Source organism: Streptomyces sp. NPDC058678, assembly GCF_042714835.1.
Lineage (GTDB): Bacteria > Actinomycetota > Actinomycetes > Streptomycetales > Streptomycetaceae > Streptomyces.
Window position 1 is genome coordinate 1 of sequence record NZ_JBHXSG010000041.1, and the last position, 21858, is coordinate 21858.

The following is a 21858-nucleotide window of genomic DNA, read 5'->3' on the forward strand; positions in this document are numbered from 1 at the left end:
CGAGCCACGCCATGCCGGCCATCGTGCGACACCCGGCCCGCAAGGGACCAACTCCCAAAGCCGGGGGCCGCGTTCATGGGGCGGTGTGCGGAGGCAGGGGAGTGTCGACACAGGCCACCCCATCTGAACTGCAGAAACGCCATGGATCAGCTTAGAAACGCAGGGGCCGCCAAGATCCTCAAAGGACTCATAATCCGTCGGCCGTGGGTTCGAGTCCCACCCGCCCCACTTGTGCAGGCTTCTGACCTGCGGAAACGTTCCTCGTGAGGTGTCGGAGCGGTCAACTATCGCTCAACGGACTGAATCCGCTGCTCGCGGCTTTGGGGCGGGGGCAGGATCTTGCTCCCTCACCAGGCAGTCGTTGCGCTGACCTGCGATAATGCTGATGATCAGGAACTGTGCCGGCGAGCTGGCAGTATCCCCTCGGCTTCATTTCGTGATCGTGGGGACGTGTTGGGGACGCAGGGTTTCGGAGCGGTCTGCTGACCACCGTTTGCGGGCCCTCTGTCCGGCCGCCCGGGGAGCTTCCGTGCGGGATTGCTGACCGAGTTCGGCCGCACCTTCGAGGGACTCCATCGCGTCGGCACCGGGGCGTGAGGGTCTGGTGCGCGGTGGGCGGAAACTGCCCGAACAGAAAACGGCCCGGTCTGTTCGATGAGCTGCTCGAGTGGGGTGCCGACGTCGCCCCGCGCAGCCCATGGCTTCGTGACGCCGTACCGTGAAGGACGCTCGCAGGGTCTTTTCCGTGGGTGGACGTAGGTCAGGCATTGAGGAAGTGGGGGGCCTCTCTTGCGAGGGGGCGGTCGTGAGCCGAGTGGATGGGGCCCGTGCCGTTGGACAGGGACCAGCCGGTGCCGTAGTGGGTGTGGGCGATGATCTCCGCGGTGATGGAGATCGCTGTTTCCTCGGGGGCCGGGCGCCGAGGTCGAGTCCGATCGGGGAGTTGAGGCGGGTGAGCTGTGCCGTGGTGACGCCGGCCTCGCGCAGCCGCTGGATGCGGTCCGCGTGCGTGCGACGGGAGCCCATCGCGCCGACGTAGGCGACGGGGAGACTCAGCGCCAGGCTCATGGCCAGGCTGTCGGGCAGGATCAGTGCGCCGCCGAGGCCGGAGATCAGCTGCGCGGCGATCACCACGGCGGTGGTGTCGGCGGTCGCGGCGAGCAGCCCTCCCGCGATCATGACCACCACACCGACGCAGAACATCCGCTTGCGGCCGAAGAGGTTGCCCAGCGTGCCGGCCGACAGCACCAGACTGGCCACCACCAGCGTGTGCGCGCTGGTGATCCAGATCAACGCACTCGGGCTGACGTACCCCTCGTTTCCCGAGGATGTGGTCGGCGTCAGTTGCTGGGCGCACCGCCGTGGGGCGCCAGGGCGGTGCGCCGTCGGCCGCTATGCCTGCTGGTTGATGAGGCCGGCGTAGCGACCGAGGTTCCGCTCGATCTCTTCGAGGCCTTACTCGGCTATGGCCTTGCCGAGCTGGGGTACGCGTGCCTGGAATCCGGGCCAGTTGACCGACTCCGCGAACTCCGCCCAGGACGCGCGCAGGTCGGCCACCGGCGGCAGCGTCGACCGGTTGATCTGCGCCTTCGCGCCCAGGACGGACGCCTTGTCGAAGGACGCGATGCGCGCTGCCACACCGTTGACGAGGTCATCGAGTTCGGCGTCCGGGACGGCCCGGGTCACCCATCCGTACTTCTCGGCGCGCTCGGCGTCGTAGTCCTCGCTGGTGAGGACCGCTTCGAGCGCGCGGTCCCGTCCCAGCAGCCGGGCCAGACGGTCGCTGCCGCCACCGCCCGGGACGATGCCGATCGCGACCTCGGGCTGGCAGAAGACCGCCTGCTCGAGGCTGGCGTAGCGCAGGTCGAAGGCCAGGGTGATCTCGTCGCCCCCGCCCCGCGTACGCCCGCGGATGGAGGCGATGCTGATGAAGGGGGCGCTGCTCAGCCGGGTGACGAGTTCGACCCACGTCGGGGTCCCGTCCGCGCCGTTCAACGCCAGGAGTTCGGGCACCTGGCCGAGATCGGCGTGGTTGAAGAAGTATCCGGGCGTACCGCTGTCGAAGACGACGACCTGAACCTTCTCGTCCCTGCTCAACTCATCGACGACAGCGAGCAGTTGGACGACAGTGTCCGCGCCGACGACGTTCACGGGCGCATTCGTGAAAGTAACGCGGCGGATCTTCGGTGCCACGGTCTCGATGCTGAACATGCTGTGCTGCGTCATGGTGTGCTCCGGTTCTGAAGTGTTCGAGTGGGGGTGGGAAGGGTTGTGTGGGCCGGCGTGAACGCGCGGTGCACGTACGCCGGCGGGAGATTCGGCCAGACGACCCGGCTGCGCTCCACGCTGGAGAACCGCGTGGCCAGTTCGGCGGCGAACCGGCGGGCCGGGGGAGTCCAGGCCGCGTGGACGTAGGCGGAAGGTGTTGAACCGGCCGTCCGAGTTCAATACGCCGGTCACCGCGTCGAGGATCCGGCGCTGCCGCTCGTGCGGCATGACGGTCCACGGCAGGCAGACCAGACACGACGGCGTCGACCGGATGGGGGACGAGCGCCGGCAGGTCCTCGGCGGAACCGTGCACCACCTCGACGGTGCTGTCCCGGCACCGGTCCGCGAGCCGGCGGGCGAAGACGGGGTTGAGCTCGACCGCGACCAGCCGTGTCCCCGGTGCCAGCCGTCGCCGTATCGCCTCGGTGATCGCTCCGGTGCCGGATCCCAACTCCACCACGACGTCGGCGTGCTCCAGGTCCAGGCCGACGGTCGTGGCTTGCGCGAGTGTGGCTGAGCTGGGGGCGACGGCGCCGGTGAGTCGGGTGTGGCGAAGGAACTCGCGCATGATCGACATGTCCGAAACCTAGGGAGCGTTTGTGTCGTCGGAAACCATCCCGAGCGCCCGACGGGGTCACCCGCCAGGACGAACCAGTCCGCTCTCGTAGGCCATGACGACGGCCTGAATCCGGTCGCGAAGGCGCAGCTTGGTGAGGATCCTGGCCACGTGGGTTTTGACCGTGGTCTCGCCGAGGAACAGCTTCCCGGCGATCTCCGCGTTGTTCAGCCCGCGGGCCACCAGGCTCAGCACCTCGCGCTCGCGGTCGGAGAGCACGTCGAGCGTTGCGTCGGTGAGCGGAGCGAGGGAACCTGTGATGTAGCGGTCGATCAGCCGCCGCGTCACCGAGGGGGCGATGACCTTGTCGCCGCGTAGGACGCTGCGGATGGCCACGAGCAGCTCGGCGGTCGGCGCGTCCTTGACGAGGAAGCCGCTCGCTCCCGCACGCAGCGAGGCGTAGGCGTACTCGTCGCGGTCGCACATGGTGAGGGCCAGTACCTGCGTCCCGGGCAACGCGGCCCGAACCTGCTCGGTGGCCGAGATGCCGTCCAGGCAGGGGAGCCGTACCTCCATGAGGACGAGGTCCGGGCGCAGGGTGAGCGCCTGCGCCACTGCCGTCTCGCCGTCCCCGGCCTCGCCGACGACCGTGAGGTCCGGCTGGCCGTCCACGACCATGCGCAGGCCGGCCCGCATCAGCTCCTGATCGTCGCAGATCAGCACGCTGGCCTGCGTCATGGCGCCCGGCCGAGGCCCCGGTCGGCCCCGGTGACGAGGACGGTGTGAGTGGAAAGGTTCATGGAAGGCTCCGGTGAGTCGGTCGGTGAGCAAGCGCATCGGTGGAGGTCAGCGCGATGGGATCGGCTTCGCACGCGCCCTCCCCGGCTGATGGCGGTCTTCGAACACGGCCAGCGCGACGACGATTACGGCGGCGATGACGGCCGACAGGTAGGCCGGGGCCGCCGTCGTGACCGCGCATCCGACGACCAGGGCGGACAGCGTGACCAGGCGTGCCGGGCTCAGTGCGTCGAACAGGGTTGCCCCGTGCCAGGTCTGCGCCCCGATGTAGAGGGCAGGCCCGCCGAAGAGGAGCAGGTTCGTGGTGATGCCGGCGTGCTCCACCGGATGTGCGATGACTCGTTCGTCGCCCGAGGCGGCGGCGATGATTCCGGCGACGGAGGCCATGAGGCTGATGACGCCGCTGCGCCCGGCCCTGATGGGGTCCTCGGTCCGCTCTTAGTGGCGGACGACGTGTTCTGAGCGGCTGAAGAACAGCCAGAACAACGCGATGGTGCCGGTGAGCGCGACACCGCTGGTCAGCAGGGTCATCGGCGCGTACGGCGCCGTGGTGAGCGCGGTGCCAGTGGTCATGATTGTCTCGCCGAACGCGATGATCATGAATAGTCGACCGCGTTCCAGCAGGTGGCCGCCGGCGAAGGCGACCTCTCGGGAGTCCAGCCTGCGGCCGGGCAGTGGATGCGCGGCCCAGGTGCCCGCCAGCTCGATCAGGATGGCGGCGGCCCACCAGGTCAGCCGCGCGCCGCCGTCGACCGCCGCGCCGATCAGCCACAGAGGTGCGGCCGCGACGAACCAGACCAGGACGCGGATGAAATGTTCCTGGTTGACCCGGTCGAGGCCGACGGTCAGCAGCCATACGGTCCGGCCGATGTGAATGAGCAGGAAGGTGGCGACGAAGACCCAGCCGGCGTCGCCGAAGGCTCGTGGGATCGCGGCGTTCATGAACAGCCCCGCGAGCATGACCCCCAGCAGCATCCGCCTGGTCCGCGGGTTCTCGGCCGGGACGAGGGTGACCGCCCAGGTGGTGTACGCCCACGCCGCATAGACGGCGAGGTAGAGCACGAGCGCCTGGGCGGCGCCGGTCCAGGTGGGATGTACGAGGAGCCGGTGCGACAACTGGCCGATCGCGAAGACGTAGACCAGGTCGAAGAACAGCTCCAGCGGCGTGACCTCCCGGCGCGCCGGGTCGCTGGTCACCTGCACGATGACTCTCCTCAGTGCGGGAGGCGTCCCGACTTTGTCGTGCCTCCTGTGGGGCCGGTGTCCGTGTGAACGGTCAGTCGGCGAGGAAGGCGCTCACCTGGCGGGCGAAGTCCTTGGCGTGCTGGAAGAGGAAGGCGTGCCCGGCGTCGCTGTAGGCGACGAGGGTGGCGTCGGGGACGTACTGGACAGCGGTGTAGGACGCCAGGGCGGGGATCATCGCGTCCTGCATGCCGGTGGCGTACAGGACCGGCTGCCGGATGGTCGCCAGGTCCGCGCGCACCTGCTCGAAGGGGATCGACGCGTCCTTCTGGATCGCGGCGATCTGGCCCATGGCCGCCGCCTCGGACACGTCGGGGCGTCCGGTGGCCAGCCGGGTGGCCACCCTGGCGAGGTGCTCGTACCCGGCGGCGCGGCCGGTGTCCGTCTCGGGGAAGAACAGGAACACCAGGTCGTCCCCGGTGACCTCGGGCTTGGTCATGGTGGCCCGCACCTTCGGGTCCGGGTCGGGAGCGCCGGGCACCGTCCCGCCGGGGTTGGCGGCCGCCACGACCAGCTTGCGGACCAGGCCGGGCCGGGTGCGGGCGATGTGCTGGGCGACGGTGCCGCCCAGGGTCCAGCCGAGCAGGTCGACCTGCGTGAGGCCGAGGGCCTCGATGAACTCGACGGTGCCGTCGGCGAGTCCCTCGACGGAGTCGCGTGGGGTGCCGGTGGTGTAGCCGGTGCCGACGTTGTCGAACACGATCACGTCGTGGGCGGCGGCGAGGTGGTCCAGGAACTCCGGGTCCCACCAGTCGAGGGTCCCGCGGACCCGGTTCAGCAGGACCAGCGGGATGCCGCCCCGGGGGCCGATGCGCCGGTAGGTGAACGTCGCGGAGGGGCCTTCCACGGTGAGGTCCTTCGCCGCGTCTGCCAGATAGGTGCTCATGGCGGGCTTCGCTTTCCTGTCGCTGCGTCTCATGACGGTCTTGTGGGAGTGGTCAGGCGGGCAGGCGGTTGAGCTTGCGCAGCTGCTGATCGAACATGCGGGAAGGGACGATGCGGCGCATGGTGCGTACGCGCCCGGTCATGGCGCCGGCGGTGTAGCGCACTTTGGGCTTGGTGTCGGTTGCCGCAGCGACGATCTGCTTGGCGACGACGGCGGGGTCGTCGCCGTCCTTGACCGCGCCGGCCATGTACTCCTCGAAGACGTGGCGCTGCTTGGCGTAGACGTCCAGGGGCTGGTCGGGTCGCACGCTGGCGGCGTCGAACGCGGTGTTGGTCCAGGCGGGTTCGACGAGCAGGGACCGTACGCCGTACTCGCGGAGTTCGTGGTCGACGGACTCCGAGTAGCCCTCGACGGCGTGCTTGGAGGCGGCGTAGACCGCCATGTAGGGCTGCGGCATGAAGCCGACGATGGACGAGATGTTGATGATCCGTCCGCTGCGCTGGGCGCGCATGTGCGGCAGGACGGCGTTGGTCATGCGGATGACGCCGAAGACGTTGATGTCGAAGAGGCCCTGGGCCTGTGCGGCGGAGCTTTCCTCGGCGGCGCCCGCCGAGCCGATGCCGGCGTTGTTGACCAGGACGTCGATCCGCCCGAAGCGGTCGATCACCTCGCCGACCGCGGCGGTCACCGAAGCGTCGCTGGTCACGTCGAGGTCGAGGAAGGTCACGCCCTTGAGGGGGGTGACCTGCGCGGTGTCGCGGCTGGTGCCGACCACCTCGTGGCCAGCCGCCACCAGCGCGAGCGCGGCCGCCTTGCCGATGCCGGAGGACGCACCCGTCACGAGGGCTACCGGACGTGTTGTCGCCATTGTGGGCTCCTGACTCATGGACTGCTTCGTCTTTACGGGGGGTGTGGGGGTCGCGGTGTCGGACGCGGACGCCCGTCATGCCGAGGTCCGTCGCCGTCGCCGCAACCTCCAATCGGTTTCACTAATGTATCAACTTCTCACTCAAAGGCAACATGACAGCATCAATTAAAAAGTCATCCGTAGCGTTCACGTATCTCTTACGGAGGGTCACGACATCAGCGGGTCCTCCCTCGGAGCGCCCGCACCGCACCCGAGGAGCGCCCGCTCGGGCACTGTGGGAGGCATGCCTCTGTGTCGGCGCCCGCCCCGCTGCAGCCCTCCGGATGGAGACCGGTCGGCGGCCCGTTGCACGGCGATGCCCCGCCGGGCTCGGCTCCGGCGGGGCATCGGGCATGAGGCCGGTCTGCGGTCACCGCTCCTGTCGGCGTCCTGTCGGCGCCGGCGACCGTCTCAGGGGGGGGGGCTGTCAGCGGTCGAGGAAGGCGTTCACCTCGGTGCCGAACTTGACGGCGTACTGGTAGAGGAAGCCGTGGCCGGCGTCCGGGTAAATGTGCAGTTGCGCGTTGGGGAGGTACTTGGCCAACAGGTGGGAGTTCTTGGCGGGCATCAGGATGTCGCTCTCGCCGTCGGCGACCAGAGTCGGCTGGAAGAGGGCGTTCAGGCGCGCCAGCTTGGACTTGTCGGGGATGCCCCACTCGGACCACGCGGTGAGCTGGCGGTCGCGGGTGGCGAGGCTGGAGGGGGCGTCGGGGTCGGTGGTGCGCTGCCCGAGGCGCTGGAGGAACTCGCCTCCCGCGGCCTGGCTGGAGGCGGTGTTCTTGAAGAACAGGAAAAGGTAGTCCTCGGGGCCCGGGTTGTCCTTCAGGGTCCGCTGCAGGATGTTCGGGTCGGATGCGCGCTGGTCCACTCCGCCCTGGGGGCCGGTGGCGGCCAGGACCACACGGCGGACCTGCCAGGGGCGGCGCAGGGCGACCTCCTGGGCGACCTCGCCGCCGAGGGAGAACCCGAACACGTCGTAGCGGGGCAGCTTGAGGGCGTCGATGAAGTCGATGGCGTCCAGGGCCATCTGCTGGACTGTGCTGGCGGTGGTGCCGGTGGAGCCGCCGACACCGACGTTGTCCACGAGGATGACCTCACGCTTGGCGGCGATGGTGTCGATGAGCTTGGGGTCCCAGCTGTCGAGAGTGCCGCGGAAGTGCTGGAAGAAGACCAGCGGCACGCTGCCCGCGCTGGGGTGGCCGAAGCGGCGGTACTGGTAGGTGACGCCGTTGGCGGCCTTGACGCGCAGGTTGGGGGCGGTGCTGGCGCTTTCCGCGTTCTGCGCCTGGGCGGCCGAGTGCCGCGTGCCGCCGGAGCTGCCGCTCACGGCATTGGCCATGCTCGGTGCCGTGACGACGACAGCCGCGACGACCGACATACTGGCCAGCGCCATCGCGGTCCGCCGGGAGATACGGGTACCTCGAGTGTTTGAGGACATGCCAATTCCTTGAGTCGGGCCGGAGATCTCCCCGGCGCGTTGAACCTGCCGTGCGCTCCGTGAATGCTCTGCGGGCGCGCGGGAGTTGGGGCTATTCCTGACCCGGCGACTTCGTCGAACCGGGCTCGCCGCCGTACGCATGTGAAAGCCCCAACGGGTCCGGGGACCTCCCGCTTGGATGCAGACCGGAGGCCACGGACTGCGCGAGGGTGGGGGGGGCTGGGAGCGACGACGCCGGTGAGCCGGGGGCGGCGAAGAGACTCCCGCATGATCGACATGTGCTGAAGCTAGGGATCGGCAATGTCGTCGGGAGTCGTCCCGGGCGCTCGACTGCGTCATCCGCCAGGGTGAATCAGTCCGCTCTCTTGGGTCATGACGACAGCCTCTGTCCGGTCGAGCCCGAAGCGTCGAGAGCATGACTGCTCGGGTCATGACCGGAGGGTTTGCCCCGGAGTGGTGAATCTGTCGTGCGCCGACATCGTGGGCTGCGCGAGCCGGTGCCGTCCCGGCTTCCGGCCACTGTCGCGACGCACCTGTCCGGTGGGCGCCGGCATGGAGCGCGAAAGCGTTGCCTGACCGGCGACTTCGCCGAGTCGTCGCCTGTCGGGCGGTGCGGCGCAAACTCCAATATGTGTCATCCATGTATCAGGTAGAGGTACATGCGCGGCAGGAAAGAATCAGTTATCGGGATACCCGTAGCGTTCACGTATCCTCTACGTGGGGATGAAAACGAACGAGACAGGGAGACCGCTATGGGCCGACCGCTGCGGGCAGATGCCGAGCGCAGTGTGCGTGCGATTTTGGAGGCGGCCGAGCGGGTCCTCGCCGACGACGCCGGTGCCTCCATGGAGCAGATCGCCGAGGCAGCGGGGCTGACCAGGATCACGGTGCACCGCCGGTTCGCGAATCGGCAGGCGCTGCTGGAGGCGCTCGCCGTCTCCGCGAAGCAGCAGCTCCTCGACGCCATCGGGGAAGCCCGGCCCGACTCCGCCCCCGCGCTCGTGGCCCTGTACCGGGTGACCGCGAACGTCCTGCGGGTCAAGAACACCTGGCGCTTCACCCTCAGTCACGCCACGCCCCATACCAGCGCCGCAGCCGCCATCTGGGAAGAGATCGACACCTACACCGTCGAACTCCTCGCACGAGCGCAGAACGAGGGACTCCTCGCCCCAGACGCGGACCTGGACTGGACGCGGCAGGTGTATTACGCCCTCCTGAGCGAAGCCCTCGACAGGCCGGGCGCCGACCAGGATCCAGCCGCGCAGGACCCGGACGCGCTGGCCGCACTCGTCATCGACACACTCCTGCACGGCGCGGGACCACGCGGCTGAGCCGCAACTGCTCGACAGGACGCCGGATCCACTGACCGACCGCCGACGCCGCCGAAGCGTGTCGGCGGCCCTCACGTCTGGCGGCACAGGTCGGCCTGCGTAGCCACGCGGACGCGCGGTGGGGCACCTCGGCCCTTTCCCGGTACCAAAACTTGTCTCCGCACGGCGTAGGGTCACCCGCCATAACGGCCACTGGGGCTCCACCCTGGGTGGCGGACGGACCTGTGCGCTGGAAGGGGAATCCGCTGCGGGCGAGTTCGAGAGCCCCTTTCGAGCTGGCGAGATCGCATGTTAGCCCCGTGCCATTTTTGCTGTGCGACGGAGTTGGGGACGCGTTGGGGACGCGTTGGGGACGCGTTGGGGACGCAAGGATAGGAACAGACTGACAAGGGCCGGGGAGTATCGACACAGGCCACCCCATCTGACCTGCGGAAACGCCACGGATCGGCTTGGAAATGCAAGGACTGCCAAGATCCTCAAAGGACTCATAATCCGTCGGCCGTGGGTTCGAGTCCCACCCGCCCCACGTGCGCAGGTCTCTGACCTGCGGAAACGTTCATTTTTGGGTGTTGGATCGTCAACTTTGCCTGAACGGACTGGATCCGCTGCTCGCGAGTTTGACCCCAGGTTGGTCTGTGTCGGCTGATGTTGCTCTGACCTGCACGTATGCGCCCAGAAACGTAGCTGGTGAGGCGTGTTCTGGTCGGCTCTGCTGCGGCGTTGAGGCCATTCTGAGGCCGAAGGTATGGGGGAAGTACCGGAGACTGGGCTCCGACGAGTCGTCTGGATATGGCTCAGGGCTTTGGCGGGTGTGTCGTACATGCGGACGGCGACGATCAGGCCGGAGACGGCGGTGAGGGCGGCGACGGTCCAGATCGCGGTGGTGATGCCGTAGGCGTCGGCGAGGAAGCCGGCGAGGAGTGCGCGACGGCGAAGCCGCCGTCGCGCCACAGGCGGTAGACCCCGACGGCGCGGGCGTGCCTTCTCGGTCCCGTCTCCGGTGCGCACTTCAACCCTCAGCACGTCGAGCGCCCGCCGGTCCGGCGTCAGCATGCGGTCGAAGAGTTCGATGGGGGTCCTCTGGGTTGTGGACCGCTCGGGATGTGCCTTGGCCATGGCCGGTAAGTGGTGAGGAAACGGCCCCGGGAGAAAGCGGCCTCGCAGGGAGCCCTCGACGGCTGTCGGGGGCGGTCGAGGCCGAGCCTCGTTGAGGCGTGCTGACAGCCGCGAGGGACGGCGGTCGGACGTCCACGGTCGCACGGCGACCTGCACCCCGGCGTGCCGAGGCCTGCGGCTGTTCCACCGCGGTGTCCCGTTCGGTCCGCGGCGGCGGGCTCCGCAACATCTCCCGCGGGTAGGCTTTGCCTGATCAGGCAAAGTCGGCGGGGACGAGGCATGGGCGGGGTCGAGAAGACGCGGGGTGGCGGGGCTGAGCGGGCGACCTCGCGGGATGTCGCCCGGCTTGCCGGGGTGTCACACACGGCCGTGTCCTTCGTCTTCAACGGGCGTGCCCAGGGCAACCTCTCCGCCGAGACGCAGGAGAAGATCCGCAAGGCGGCCGAACAGCTCGGCTACCGGCCGAACGCGGTCGCCCGTGGCCTGCGCCGGCGTCGTACCGCCGTGATCGGTCTGGTCACGGACGAGATCGCTACCTCGCCGTTCGCCGGGCGGCTGCTGCGCGGGGCCATGGACATGGCGTGGAGCAGTGAGCACCTGGTGCTCACCGTCGACTCCGGGCAGGACCCGGTCGCCGAGGACGCGGCTGTCGCCGAACTGCTCGACCGGAGGGTCGACGGGATCATCTACGCCGCGCTGTCGTTGCGCCGCGCCCGAGTCCCGGAAGGGCTGCACCGCACGTTCGCCGTGCTCGCCAACTGTCTCCCCGAGGACGGCTCCCTCCCGGCCGTCATCCCCGCCGAGCGGGCCGGTGGCCGCAGCGCCGCGCGCGTCCTTCTCGACGCGGGCCACCGCCGTGTCGCCCTGGTGGGCGGTCTGGACGACATCGCGACCGCGGAACGGCTGCGCGGCTTCCGGGACGTGCTGCGGACGGTGGGGCTGACCGCCGAGAAGGACTGGATCATGCGGACGGGAGGGGAGATCGCCGCCGGGTACGAGGGAGCGTTGCGGCTGCTGGACGGTGTTCCCGCCGACCGGCGGCCCACGGGGATCGTCTGTTACAACGACCGGGTCGCCGCGGGCGTCCTCCACGCCGCCGCGCGCCTGGGCCTCGACGTGCCCGCCGAGCTGTCCGTCGTCGGCTATGACGACCAGGAACACATGGCGGCTTTCCTCAGCCCGCCCCTCACCACGGTCGCTCTGCCCCATCGCGCGATGGGAGAGACGGCCGTCCGCCTGCTCCTGGACGCCATCGACAGCGGGACCGCGCCGCCGGTCACCACCCGGCGCCTGGAGTGCCCCGTCGTCACGCGGGCTTCGGTGGGACCAGCTCCCAGCCCGTGACCTCGACGTCCGTCCCCCGCACGGTCAGCTCCGCGATGTCGTCGTCCCGTCGGTACACCCGTTCCGTGGCCGTCGCCCGGTCGCCCGCGAACAGTTCCAGCAGGGAGCCGTCCACGAGGATCCGTACGGTGAGGGTCTCGCCCGGCGGGGTCGGCAGGACCAGGGGGGCCGTGCCGTCCGTGCGGGAGCGTGGCCAGGCCGTGCGGTCCAGGGTCACCGTGCCGGACGCCGGATCGAGTCGCACGGTCAGTTCGGCCCCGGACGTGGCCCGCAGCAGACTCACGGTCGCCGCTGAACGGGCGGTCACCAGCAGGTCGTACGCGAGGGGGAGTGGCCGGTGCGGTCCTGGTGCGGCCGTGAACGGGACGGCCGCTCGCAGTAGTTCGAGCTCCGGAGCCGGTACGACCCGTAGCGTGCCGTCCTCGTGGGTGTCCATCACCCGGGGTGCCGTGAGGACGCCGGACCAGCCCGCGCGGTCTACCTCCTCGGGCGGGCGTGACTCCCAGGACCAGCCCCAGAGCAGGGCGCGGCCGGACTCCGTGTCCTGGAGGACGGAGGGGGCGTAGAAGTCACGGCCGAGGTCCAGCGGGCCGCCGCCCGTACCGGCCGCGAACCTCGGTCCACCGTCCGCCTGCTCCACCAGACGGCCCGTGACGTACGCGGTGCTCAGCGGGTCGCCGTCCCACAGGGCCACCGCCAGCACCCAGTCGCCCCCGGGGGTCGCCCACAACTGCGGGCACTCCCAGCCGATCGCCCGCTTGCCGAATGCGCGGGCCGCCGCCGGGTCCCGGCCGTCCAGCAGGACCCCGGCGAACCGCCAGTCGTGCAGGTCCTCACAGTCGTACACCAGGACTGACGGGGTGCCGTCGGCGTGGCCGGCGCCCATCAGCGCCCAGCGGCGTCCGGCGAAGCGGAAGACGAAAGGGTCCCGGAACATCGTCACGTCCAGGCCGGGTGGTGGGCCGGCGACCACCGGCACCGGCAGTTGCTTCCACTTCTGGAGGCCGTCGTCCTCGGTCACAGCGAGACAGATCGCGCTCAGGCCCTGGTGGTCGTGGTCGATCCCGGAGTACACCGCTGTCGGTACACCACCGTCGTCCACCACGCAGCCGGACCAGCAGCCCGCCTGGTCCGGGCCGTCGGGCGTGGGGCGCAGGGCGATCCCGTGGTCGTCCCAGTGGGCGAGGTCGGGGCTGGAGGCGTGGCCCCAGTGAACGTTCGTGTGCACGGGGGCGTCGGGGTTGTGCTGGTAGAAGAGGTGGTATCGATCGCCCCAGCGGAACGGGCCATTCGGGTCGTTCATCCAGTTGGCCGGCGGGCGGACCCTGAAACGCGGGCTGTTGGCGTCGGTCGACCGGCTCACGGAACTCAACGATTGACTCCTGCGGATGTGATGCCCTCGCGCAGAGGGCGCTGGCCGACGACGAACACGACGACGGCGGGGATCATGGAGAGGACGACTCCGGCGAGGACGACGGAGATCGAGCCGGTGCCGAGGTTGCCCTGGAGGGAGACCAGGCCCAGGGGCAGCGTGAGGTTCTCGGTGGAGGTTTCGAGGATCAGCGGCCGGAAGAACTCGTTCCAGTGGTAGTTGAAGGCCAGCACGCCGACGATGGCGAGACCGGGGGCCGCCAAGGGGGCGTACACCGACCGGAAGACGCGCCACGGACCCGCGCCGTCGATCATCGCCGCCTCGCCCAGGTCCTTCGGCATGCCCAGGAAGTACTGACGCATCAGGAAGGTGCCGAAGGCCGTCGGGAAGGCCGGGACGATGAGGCCGAGCAGGGTGTCGGTCAGACCCATCGTCTTCAGTTCCAGGAAGACCGGGACCATCGTGACCTGCAACGGCACCATCATCGTGGCCAGGACCAGCGCGAACAGCGGCTTCTTGAAGCGGAATTCGAGGCGGGCGAAGGCATAGCCCGCCAGGCCCGCGGTGATCATCTGGCCGGCCGCGATCAGCGCGGTCACCAGGGTGGAGTTCAGTGCGTACAGCCAGACGTCGATCTGGTCGAAGACCCCGCGGTAGGCGTCGACGGTGGGGTCCGTGGGGATGATCTTCGGCGGCAGGTCGAAGGACTCCGCCGGCGTGCGCAGTGACGTCGACACCGTCCAGATGACCGGGCCGAGCGTCAACAGGGCGCACAGCGCCAGGCCTGCGATCCGGCCCCAGGGCGCCAGGCCGTGCCGTACGCGTGACGCGGTGGGGCTCGTGCGGGGACCCGGCATCGAACCCGACGCCGCACCCGATACCGAACCCGAGAGGGAACTCGTACTCATCTGACTCACCCGGCTCACTGGTAGTGGACGTAACGCCGGCTGAGCCGGAACTGGAGTGCGGTGACCGCCATGATCAGGGCGAAGAGCAGGACGCCCACGGCGGACGCCTCGCCGAAGCGGAGCTGCTCGAAGGCCGTCTCGTAGATGACCATCACGACCGTGCGCGTCGAGTCGCCGGGACCGCCCGCCGTGAGGACGTACGGCTGCTCGAAGACCTGGAGGGCGTTGATGATGCCGACCACGGACGCCACCAGCAGCGTGGGCGACAGCAGCGGCAGGGTGATGGCGAGGTGTTTGCGCACCCCGCTCGCACCGTCCAGCGAAGCCGCCTCGTGCACCTCTTTCGGGATGTTGTTCAGGCCGCCGACGAACAGCAGGAACGAGAAGCCGAACTGCTGCCAGACGTACGCCAGGACCACGGCCGCCATCGCCCCGTTCTCCGAGGTCAGCCAGGGGACCGAGGGGATACCGACCGTGGCAAGGAGCCAGTTCACGGGGCCGAAGTCCTGGTTGAACAGGTACTTCATCACCACCGAGATGGACGCGGCGGACAGCATCAGCGGGAAGAAGAACGCCGAACGGAACACGGACCGCAGCCACTTGGGCATCCGGCCGTTCACCGCGATCGCCAGCACGAGCGCGATCAGCAACTGGAGTGCGACCGCGAGCACCATGAAGACGAGCGTGTTGCGGAAGGAGACGAGGACCGTCGAATCGGTCAGGATCTCCCGGTAGTTGGCCGCTCCGGCCCACCGCGGGTCGTCGATCACGTCCCACTGGAAGAGGCTGAGGACGACCGAGCCGACGATCGGTACGACCGTGAAGACGACGATGCCGACGACGGTGGGCGCGAGGAACAGTACGGCGAGGAGGCGGGTGCCCCGGGTGCGGATGGTGGTGGCGGCCGTGGACTCGGAGGCCTTACGGGTCTGACCGGTCCTGCGGTTCCTGCGGGTGCGGGCGGGCTCCGGCCCCACGGGCCTGATCTCGGTGTTCGTCACAGTTCACGCTCCATGGCCTTCTCCAGGTCCCCCTGCAGCCGGCGCAGCGCGGGACGCACCGCGCCGGGGCTCGCGAGGGCGGTTCCGGTGTGCTTGATCAGCAGTTGCTCGACCTCGTTGACCTGCGGCGGGGCCGGGATCGGGCCGGTGGTGGGGATCTTGTCGAGGGTGTCGTAGAAGACCTGCCAGTGGGCCGGTCCTGTCTCCCGGTAGCGGGCCTCGTCGACCATGGAGCGGCGGGCCGGAGTGGTCTGGTTGGCCGCGAAGAGCTGGGTCATCACGTCCTTGCGGGCGGTGTACTTGATGAACTCCCAGGCCTCGTCCCGCATCTTCGACGTGCGCAGCATCGCGTACCCGGCGGCGCCGAACTGGTGACGCCGGGTACGCCGGCGCGGGAAGTACTGCACGTCGTAGTCGGCCGGTTTCATGCCCGCCTGATGCAGGCCGCCCGCCCAGAAGCCGCCCGCGGGCGTGACACCGACGCGGCCGGTGGAGAAGACGCCGACGAGGTTGCGGCCGTCGCCGCCCTCCGGCCGGGTGCACAGGTCCTCCTGGACGAGGGAGGAGAGGTAGTCGTAGACCTCCGCGACGCGGTCGGAGTCGGCCAGGGGTGTCGTCCACCGGTAGCCGCCGCCCCGGCCGCGCCGCTGTGCCTCGGGATAGAAGGAGTTCCAGAGCCAGTCGCCGCCGGGGGCCTTGGACTCGGTGAGGAGGTTGGTGTCGTTGGCGAAGAGCCAGGGGACCACTCCGCCCCACAGCCGGTTGGTCCAGAAGTACGGGGTGAACCGGTCGCCGTTGCTGCGTTTCATCGCTCGCAGCAGCGTGGTGAAGTCGTCGTGGGTCCAGTCGTCGTCGGGGAGGTCGGCACCCGTGCGTTCGAGGACCCGGCTGTTGAGGTACATGTCGGCCGCGTTGAACTCGACCGGCAGCTGGTAGAGGCTCCCCTCGTACATCATCGACTCGACCAGCGAGGGATGGACGTCGGCGAAGTACGTGCGCAGCTCGGCCGCGTCCCGCTTCGCCCACCTGTCCAGCGGTACGCCGAGCCGCTGGGCGAAGAGCTGCACGCCCTCGGTGGCGACGTACACGAGGTCGGGTGCCGTGCCCGCGGCGATCTGGGTGAGGATCTTGGAGAAGAAGTCCGACCAGTCGTAGGCCTGTACGGGGTTGATGCGGATCCTGATGTCGGGGTGGACCTCGCGGAATCCGTCGCGCAGGGCGCGCTGCGCCTCGGGGTTGAAGGCGGAGCCCAGGGTGGCGATGACGAGCGAGCCGTCGTCGCGGCCGGGGATGTCGGCGGCGGTGAGGCGGTCCCAGCCGGCCGCGACACCGGCGAGAGCGGCGGCTCCGGCGCCGTATGCGCCGTAGCGCATCAGGGCCCGTCGGGAGAGGAGCGAGTCGGTCATCGGCGAGCCTAACTCGTGTTAGCCGAACTTTGATTTCATGATGATGAGAACCCCGCCGCGGCTCTGTCAAGGGATGTGCGCGGAGGGGGAGTTGCGAACGGCCGGTGCGCGAGGGCTTGACCTTTAACGAGTTAGGTATACGGTTCCGGACCACATGAGCCGTGTCCCGACGACGATGTCGGGGAAGGGAGCCGCACGATGCGTGGCATGAAGAGGAGTTCGCTCGGCCCGGGGGAGACACTGTCCAGGCGGTCGCTGCTGACGGCCTCGGCCGTCGGCGCCGCCGGTGTTCTGCTGCCGGACCTCGTGGGGCCGGCGGTGGCGGTGCCCCGCGAGGCGACGGCCGCGTGCTCGGGCAGCTACCGCGCCGAGTACCACTTCACGGTCCCCGACCAGTGGATGAACGACCCGCAGCGCCCGATCTGGATCGACGGCGAGTACCACTACTACTACCTCTACAACCCCGACTACTCGACGGGCGGCACGACGGCCGGCACCACCTGGCGCCTGGCCACCAGCACCGACCTCGTCTCCTTCACCGACCGGGGCATCGCCGTGCCCAAGGACACGACTCCCAATGGCGATGTCTGGTCCGGCTCGGCGGTGGTCGACACGGACGGCACGGCGGGCTTCGGCGCGGGCGCGGTGATCGTCCTCGCCACCATGGCGCCCGACGACGTCACCCAGGCCCAGTACCTGTACTACTCGACGGACGACGGCCGCACCTTCACGAACCACGGCACCGCCCCGGTCCTCCCCAACCCCGGCGTACGGGACTTCCGCGACCCCAAGGTGATCCGCGACGAGGAGCGCGGGCGGTGGGTGATGCTGCTCGCCGAGAACGACAAAGTCGGCTTCTACCACTCCGTCGACCTCAAGGCGTGGACGTACGTCGGCGGCTTTATCAAGGGCGGCATCGGCGTCCTGGAGTGCCCCGACCTGTTCCGGATCAGGGCGGACGACGGGACCTGGAAGTGGGTGCTGGGCGTCAGCGCCAACGGCAAGGGCTCCGGGCTGCCGAGCACGTTCGCGTACTGGACGGGTTCCTTCGACGGTACGACCTTCACCGCCGACGCCTCCGATCCCCAGTGGCTGGACCACGGCTGGGACTGGTACGCGGCGGTCACCTTCGACAAACGTGACGCGAGCGGGGTCCTGGACCCTGACGCGCGGTATGCGATCGGCTGGATGAACCACTGGGACTACGCGAACACCACGCCCACCATCGAGTGCGACGGCTTCAACGGCACCGACTCGATCGTCCGCGAGGTACGACTGAAGCACGCGTCGGGTACGTATTACCTGGCGTCCCAGCCTGTGGCGGCCCTGGACGACCATGTGTCGCGCACGGTGGACCTCGGCGACATCGCGGTCGACGGCACCCGACCGCTCGACTACACGGGTACCGCGTACGAGCTGACCTGTGAGATCACCTGGGACCAACTGCTGGGCGCCGGCCTGCAGTTGCGGCGGTCGTCGGACGGCGGGCGGCACATCGACGCGGGAGTCTACGGCGACTACGCCTTCGTCAACCGCGGTTACACCGTGAGCCCCGACACCTCCGGCCGCTGGCAGGAGAGCCGCACGCCGTTCGACCTGTCCGCCGGCACGGTCCGCCTGCGGATCCTCGTCGACCGCACGTCCGTCGAGATGTTCGTCGACGACGGCCGGTACGTGCACTCGACCGAGGCCTTCCCCGACCCGTCCGACACCGCACTGGCGCTGTTCACGATCGACGGGCAGGCGGTGTTCCGGAACGTGGTGATCCGGGAGTTCACGGTCTGATCCGACGGGGAGGTGGCCGGGGCGGGCCGAGAGGCTGCCGACGACCGGCGCGCCAGGGCTCTCTATACCGAGGCAAGCCAGGGCCTGTCCGGCGGATCAGGTCGGCTGCAGAAGACGGCGCTTTTCAGGCAACCCGAGCGGGGTCATGGGGGTCCCCCCCGCTCGAGCGAAGCCGAGAGTGGGGGAGCGTGCAGCTGCAAGGCGGAGGAGGGAGTCGACGCGGGGCGTCGGCGACTGACGACAACGCGGCAGATGTGCGTGCCAGGGCCCGCGACGCCGACATGATCCGCCGGACAGGCCCTAGACATCGGCACCGCGGAAACGGGCACGAGACCACGCCCGCACATGTGGTGGAGCCTCGCCCGTCGGTAGGGGAATGCGCCGCGGGCGAGTTCGAGAGGTCCTATCCAGCCGGCGAGATCACTCTCGACGCCATCGGTCCTGCCCCTTGCGGCCTCATTGAGGCCGCGTTGAGGCCACAAGGACAGGAGCAGACGGTCATTGACACGTGCAACTACGGCCCCGGGCGTGACGGGCACATCCTCGAGCTCGACAGCAAGTCGCTCACCTCGAGCGAGCTGCCGCTGCGGTACATCCCGGACGCCATGGTCGTGAAAGCGTTCAACACCATCTTCTTCAAGCATCTGCTGTCACTCGCCCGCCCGGCGGGGGCGGCCGACCGCTCCTACCTGCCGATCGCCGGGGACTCCGCGCCGGCGAAGGCGGCGGTGACCGAATTCATCGAATCCATCGGGTACAGCGTGGTGGACGCGGGACCGCTGGCCGACAGCTGGCGGCAGGCGACGGGCACGCCGGTGTGGGGGACCCCGTATGGGCCCTTCTCGAACGAGAAGGGCCAGCCGGTCGGCGAGGACGCCATCCGCGCGGCACTGGCCACCGCAACGCGGTAACCGTAAGTTGGCGCGGGCCGCGGTATGGTCCGGCCGTGTTATGGCCCCGCCCGGTAGGCGCCGGGCGGGGCCATGACGCAGAACTCGTTGCCGTCCGGATCCGCGGGGATCCAGCTGGCCAGGGGCGATCTGCTGGCCACGGCCACCAACCCCGGGGCACGCCTGGAGGGGGTGACCGCCGGCCGGGTGGCCGCCGGCGCCGATGCGACGGCGGACGCCTGGTCCAACCCCACCTCGCTCATGATCGGGCTGCTGGCCGTCACGACGACGGCGTTCAGCCAGCCGCTTCCGAAGCCGCTACGGGCCTCCCTGCGCGTAGACCTCCCTGCAGCATGACTCGCCATGGCACGAGCCTCCGTGTCGAGCGTCACGGTCCTGCGAGACAGGAACGGATACCTCCAATTTCCCTCAATCCGATCAACGGTGCACTTCGGCCGATTGTCGGGGTATCGGACATGCTCAGCTACGCGTCGCAATGGACCACTCCGGGCCCAGGGCAAGAGTCCGTCGTGTTTCGGAACCGTCACGGGTCTTGTCACCAGTGCGGGCGTCGTGCCAGTGTCCGGGCCAATGGTTACGTAACCATGGCCGGTTTACAGGGGTCCGAGTGTCTGTATCCGGACCCTGGTTCATCACTGCCTCGGCTCAGGTGACGAACCCGCACTCCGCCCTCCGCGATTCCCGTCACTGGAGACGACATGACCAAGACCCCGACGAGGTCGAGAAGACTGGCCAGTGTGCTCATGGCCGGCTTCGGCGCGACACTCATGTTCCTGACCGCCCCCGCCTTCGCCCAGCCGGCCGCCGAGACGTCAGCCGCCTCGCACACGTCGGTGAAGCCTGCGTCGAAGGGCGGTACCAGTGACTTCCGCGGGGTGAACTGGGCAGACCCGCGGGACAACTACGCCAGTGACGCCGTGGTGCCCAGCGGGCTGTCGGTGACCGACGACTACCGCACCGTGTACCGCACCACCGGTCACATGGTGCGCGGCTTCAAGAAGAACCTGGGCGCCAACACGCTGCGACTGCCGATCAACCCGGCAAGCGTGGGCACCAACTGGTGGAAGTCGTACCGGGCGACGATCGACGCGGCCACGGCCTACGGTGACAAGGTCATCGTCAGCTACTGGGAGGCCAACACCAGCAAGGACGGCCTGGTCGACGACACGGCCGCCTGGAAAACGATGTGGAACACCGTGGTGCGGGAGTACAAGCACAACCCACGGGTCTACTTCGAGCCCATGAACGAGCCGCACGGCTACACCCTGGACCAGTGGGTGTCCGTCACCAGCGGTTGGCTGGCCCAGCACAAGGACGTCCCGCGCGGCCGTGTCGTGATCAGCGGTACCGGCTACAACGACAACGTCACCGGTGTCGGCGCGGCACCCGAGCTGCGGGGAACGCTGCTGTCGCTGCACTTCTACGGCTTCTGGGCCAGCTACACCCAGCAGGCGGACTGGACCGCCGACCTCGAAGCCCGCATCGGCAAGTACGCCGGCCGGACCATCATCGACGAGGCCGGCTCCCCGATGACCACCGGTCTGAACTACGGCGCCTGGAACGGCAACATCTACACGTCGTATCTCGCGGCCGTGACCAACACCGCCCGCAGCAAGGGGATGGGACTGGTGTACTGGCCGGGCCTGAGGTTCGGCGACGCCTACTCGATCGAGTCGCTGGACTCCGAGGGCAACCTGGTGGACAACAACGCCAGCGGAGTCGCCCTGCTGCGCTGGGGCTACGGCTTCGGCACGACCCCGCCCGTCAACGACCTGCCGCCCGCGCCTCCCGGCGAGGTCCTGCGCGGAGTGGCCTCCAACCGCTGCGTCGACGTGCCCGGCTTCAGCACGACCAACGGCACCCAACTCGACCTCTGGGACTGCAACGACGGCGGCAACCAGTCCTGGAACTGGAACGCGGACAAGCAGCTCACCGTCTACGGCAACAAGTGCATGACGGTGGGTGGCACCGGAGCCACCGCGGGCGACCCCGTGGTCATCTCCGACTGCACCGGCGCGGCGGCACAACAGTGGAACGTGAACGCCGACCTCACGGTGACCAGCGTCGCGAACCCGGCGCTCTGCCTCGACGCAGCCGGAGCGGGCACCGGCAATGGCACGGCGGTCGATGTCTGGTACTGCAACGGAAGCAGCAACCAGCAGTGGGCCAGGAGCTGAGGCCGGCACCTGTTCCCCTCGACCACTGATCCGAACCGCACGGGCCCTTCGAGTACCCTCGCCGGCCCGTGCGGGTCAGCGCCGCCGCGCCTCGCCTTCCGGTGAGGGCGGCGGCGCTCCGGTGCTCGCGCGGACCACCAGCCGGGTGGACCGAGGTCTTGTCGATCAAGTCGGGCCCAGTGCGGCCGATCTCGCTCAGCAACTCCTGAAGACCGAGCCGGCCGACCGCGGCGAAGTCCTGCCGCACGGCGGTCAGCGGTGGCGCCAGTGCGTACCCCGGGCAGGACGAAACGCCTTGCAGTCTTTGGCGTGATCCCAAGAGGCCGGAATGATGTTGTGCTCGGGGGAGCCGGGATGACGTCCTTGTCACCCGTTCGCCGGACTGCGCGGTCGGCATGGTGAGCCTCATGAT

16 protein-coding genes and 3 pseudogenes are annotated in these 21858 nt (G+C 69.1%); 6 read left to right on the forward strand and 13 right to left on the reverse strand.

Annotated elements, in window-relative coordinates:
• Positions 1–760: 760 nt before the first annotated feature.
• The 9 genes and pseudogenes from ACFWWR_RS31025 to ACFWWR_RS31065 form a co-directional block, all read right to left on the reverse strand.
• Positions 761–1068: pseudogene (locus ACFWWR_RS31025) on the reverse strand (XdhC family protein); the annotation flags it as partial.
• A 90-nt stretch (positions 1069–1158) separates the two neighbouring features.
• Positions 1159–1263 (reverse strand): annotated as a pseudogene (locus ACFWWR_RS31030) (hypothetical protein); the annotation flags it as partial.
• 192 nt (positions 1264–1455) lie between these two features.
• The gene (locus ACFWWR_RS31035) at positions 1456–2211 is read right to left on the reverse strand and encodes an enoyl-CoA hydratase/isomerase family protein (RefSeq protein ID WP_384306756.1); all 756 of its coding nucleotides are present in this window, start codon (positions 2209–2211) and stop codon (positions 1456–1458) included.
• Positions 2099–2845: a class I SAM-dependent methyltransferase gene (locus ACFWWR_RS31040; protein ID WP_383868542.1), complete on the reverse strand. Its 747-nt coding sequence runs from the start codon at positions 2843–2845 to the stop codon at positions 2099–2101. The genes ACFWWR_RS31035 and ACFWWR_RS31040 overlap by 113 nt, the downstream gene beginning before the upstream one ends.
• Positions 2846–2902: 57 nt before the next feature.
• On the reverse strand, positions 2903–3562 hold the full coding sequence (locus ACFWWR_RS31045) for a response regulator (RefSeq protein ID WP_383868544.1): 660 nt from the start codon (positions 3560–3562) through the stop codon (positions 2903–2905).
• A gap of 108 nt (positions 3563–3670) precedes the next feature.
• Positions 3671–4825, reverse strand: a pseudogene (locus tag ACFWWR_RS31050) (low temperature requirement protein A).
• Between the two features lie 73 nt (positions 4826–4898).
• Positions 4899–5750, reverse strand: a complete 852-nt coding sequence (locus tag ACFWWR_RS31055) for an alpha/beta fold hydrolase (protein WP_383868548.1) — start codon at positions 5748–5750, stop codon at positions 4899–4901.
• 52 nt (positions 5751–5802) lie between these two features.
• Positions 5803–6618 (reverse strand): oxidoreductase, encoded by an 816-nt coding sequence (locus ACFWWR_RS31060; protein WP_383868550.1) that lies wholly within the window; start codon positions 6616–6618, stop codon positions 5803–5805.
• A gap of 466 nt (positions 6619–7084) precedes the next feature.
• Positions 7085–8095, reverse strand: a complete 1011-nt coding sequence (locus ACFWWR_RS31065; RefSeq protein WP_383868552.1) for an alpha/beta fold hydrolase — start codon at positions 8093–8095, stop codon at positions 7085–7087.
• Positions 8096–8847: 752 nt separating this feature from the next.
• Between ACFWWR_RS31065 and ACFWWR_RS31070 the strand changes: the two genes are divergently transcribed.
• A complete protein-coding gene (locus tag ACFWWR_RS31070; RefSeq protein WP_383868554.1) occupies positions 8848–9426 on the forward strand; it encodes a TetR/AcrR family transcriptional regulator in 579 nt (192 codons plus the stop codon).
• A 1395-nt stretch (positions 9427–10821) separates the two neighbouring features.
• Positions 10822–11886, forward strand: coding sequence for a LacI family DNA-binding transcriptional regulator (locus tag ACFWWR_RS31075; RefSeq protein ID WP_384306684.1), 1065 nt, complete (start codon positions 10822–10824; stop codon positions 11884–11886).
• On the opposite strand, the gene ACFWWR_RS31080 is transcribed toward ACFWWR_RS31075, so the two are convergent.
• From ACFWWR_RS31080 to ACFWWR_RS31095, 4 genes are all read right to left on the reverse strand, one after another.
• Complete coding sequence (locus tag ACFWWR_RS31080; RefSeq protein ID WP_383868721.1) at positions 11849–13249, reverse strand: glycoside hydrolase family 32 protein; 1401 nt, start codon at positions 13247–13249, stop codon at positions 11849–11851. The two genes, ACFWWR_RS31075 and ACFWWR_RS31080, sit on opposite strands and share 38 nt — an antisense overlap.
• Before the next feature lie 5 nt (positions 13250–13254).
• Entirely contained in the window at positions 13255–14115 is an 861-nt protein-coding gene (locus tag ACFWWR_RS31085) for a carbohydrate ABC transporter permease (RefSeq protein WP_033327945.1), read from the reverse strand.
• Between the two features lie 65 nt (positions 14116–14180).
• Positions 14181–15167, reverse strand: a complete 987-nt coding sequence (locus ACFWWR_RS31090; RefSeq protein WP_384306687.1) for a carbohydrate ABC transporter permease — start codon at positions 15165–15167, stop codon at positions 14181–14183.
• Positions 15164–16573: an extracellular solute-binding protein gene (locus tag ACFWWR_RS31095; protein ID WP_384306690.1), complete on the reverse strand. Its 1410-nt coding sequence runs from the start codon at positions 16571–16573 to the stop codon at positions 15164–15166. Before ACFWWR_RS31095 ends, ACFWWR_RS31090 begins: the two co-directional genes overlap by 4 nt.
• 207 nt (positions 16574–16780) lie before the next feature.
• Here ACFWWR_RS31095 and ACFWWR_RS31100 point away from each other — a divergent pair, with 207 nt between their 5' ends.
• The 4 genes from ACFWWR_RS31100 (at position 16781) to ACFWWR_RS31115 (ending at position 21446) form a co-directional block, all read left to right on the forward strand.
• On the forward strand, positions 16781–18358 hold the full coding sequence (locus ACFWWR_RS31100) for a glycoside hydrolase family 32 protein (RefSeq protein WP_384306693.1): 1578 nt from the start codon (positions 16781–16783) through the stop codon (positions 18356–18358).
• Positions 18359–18828: 470 nt separating this feature from the next.
• The gene (locus tag ACFWWR_RS31105; RefSeq protein WP_383868566.1) at positions 18829–19269 is read left to right on the forward strand and encodes an NADPH-dependent F420 reductase; all 441 of its coding nucleotides are present in this window, start codon (positions 18829–18831) and stop codon (positions 19267–19269) included.
• Positions 19270–19341: 72 nt separating this feature from the next.
• Complete coding sequence (locus ACFWWR_RS31110; protein WP_384306696.1) at positions 19342–19605, forward strand: hypothetical protein; 264 nt, start codon at positions 19342–19344, stop codon at positions 19603–19605.
• Between the two features lie 362 nt (positions 19606–19967).
• Positions 19968–21446, forward strand: coding sequence for a ricin-type beta-trefoil lectin domain protein (locus ACFWWR_RS31115; RefSeq protein ID WP_383868570.1), 1479 nt, complete (start codon positions 19968–19970; stop codon positions 21444–21446).
• Positions 21447–21858: the final 412 nt, after the last annotated feature.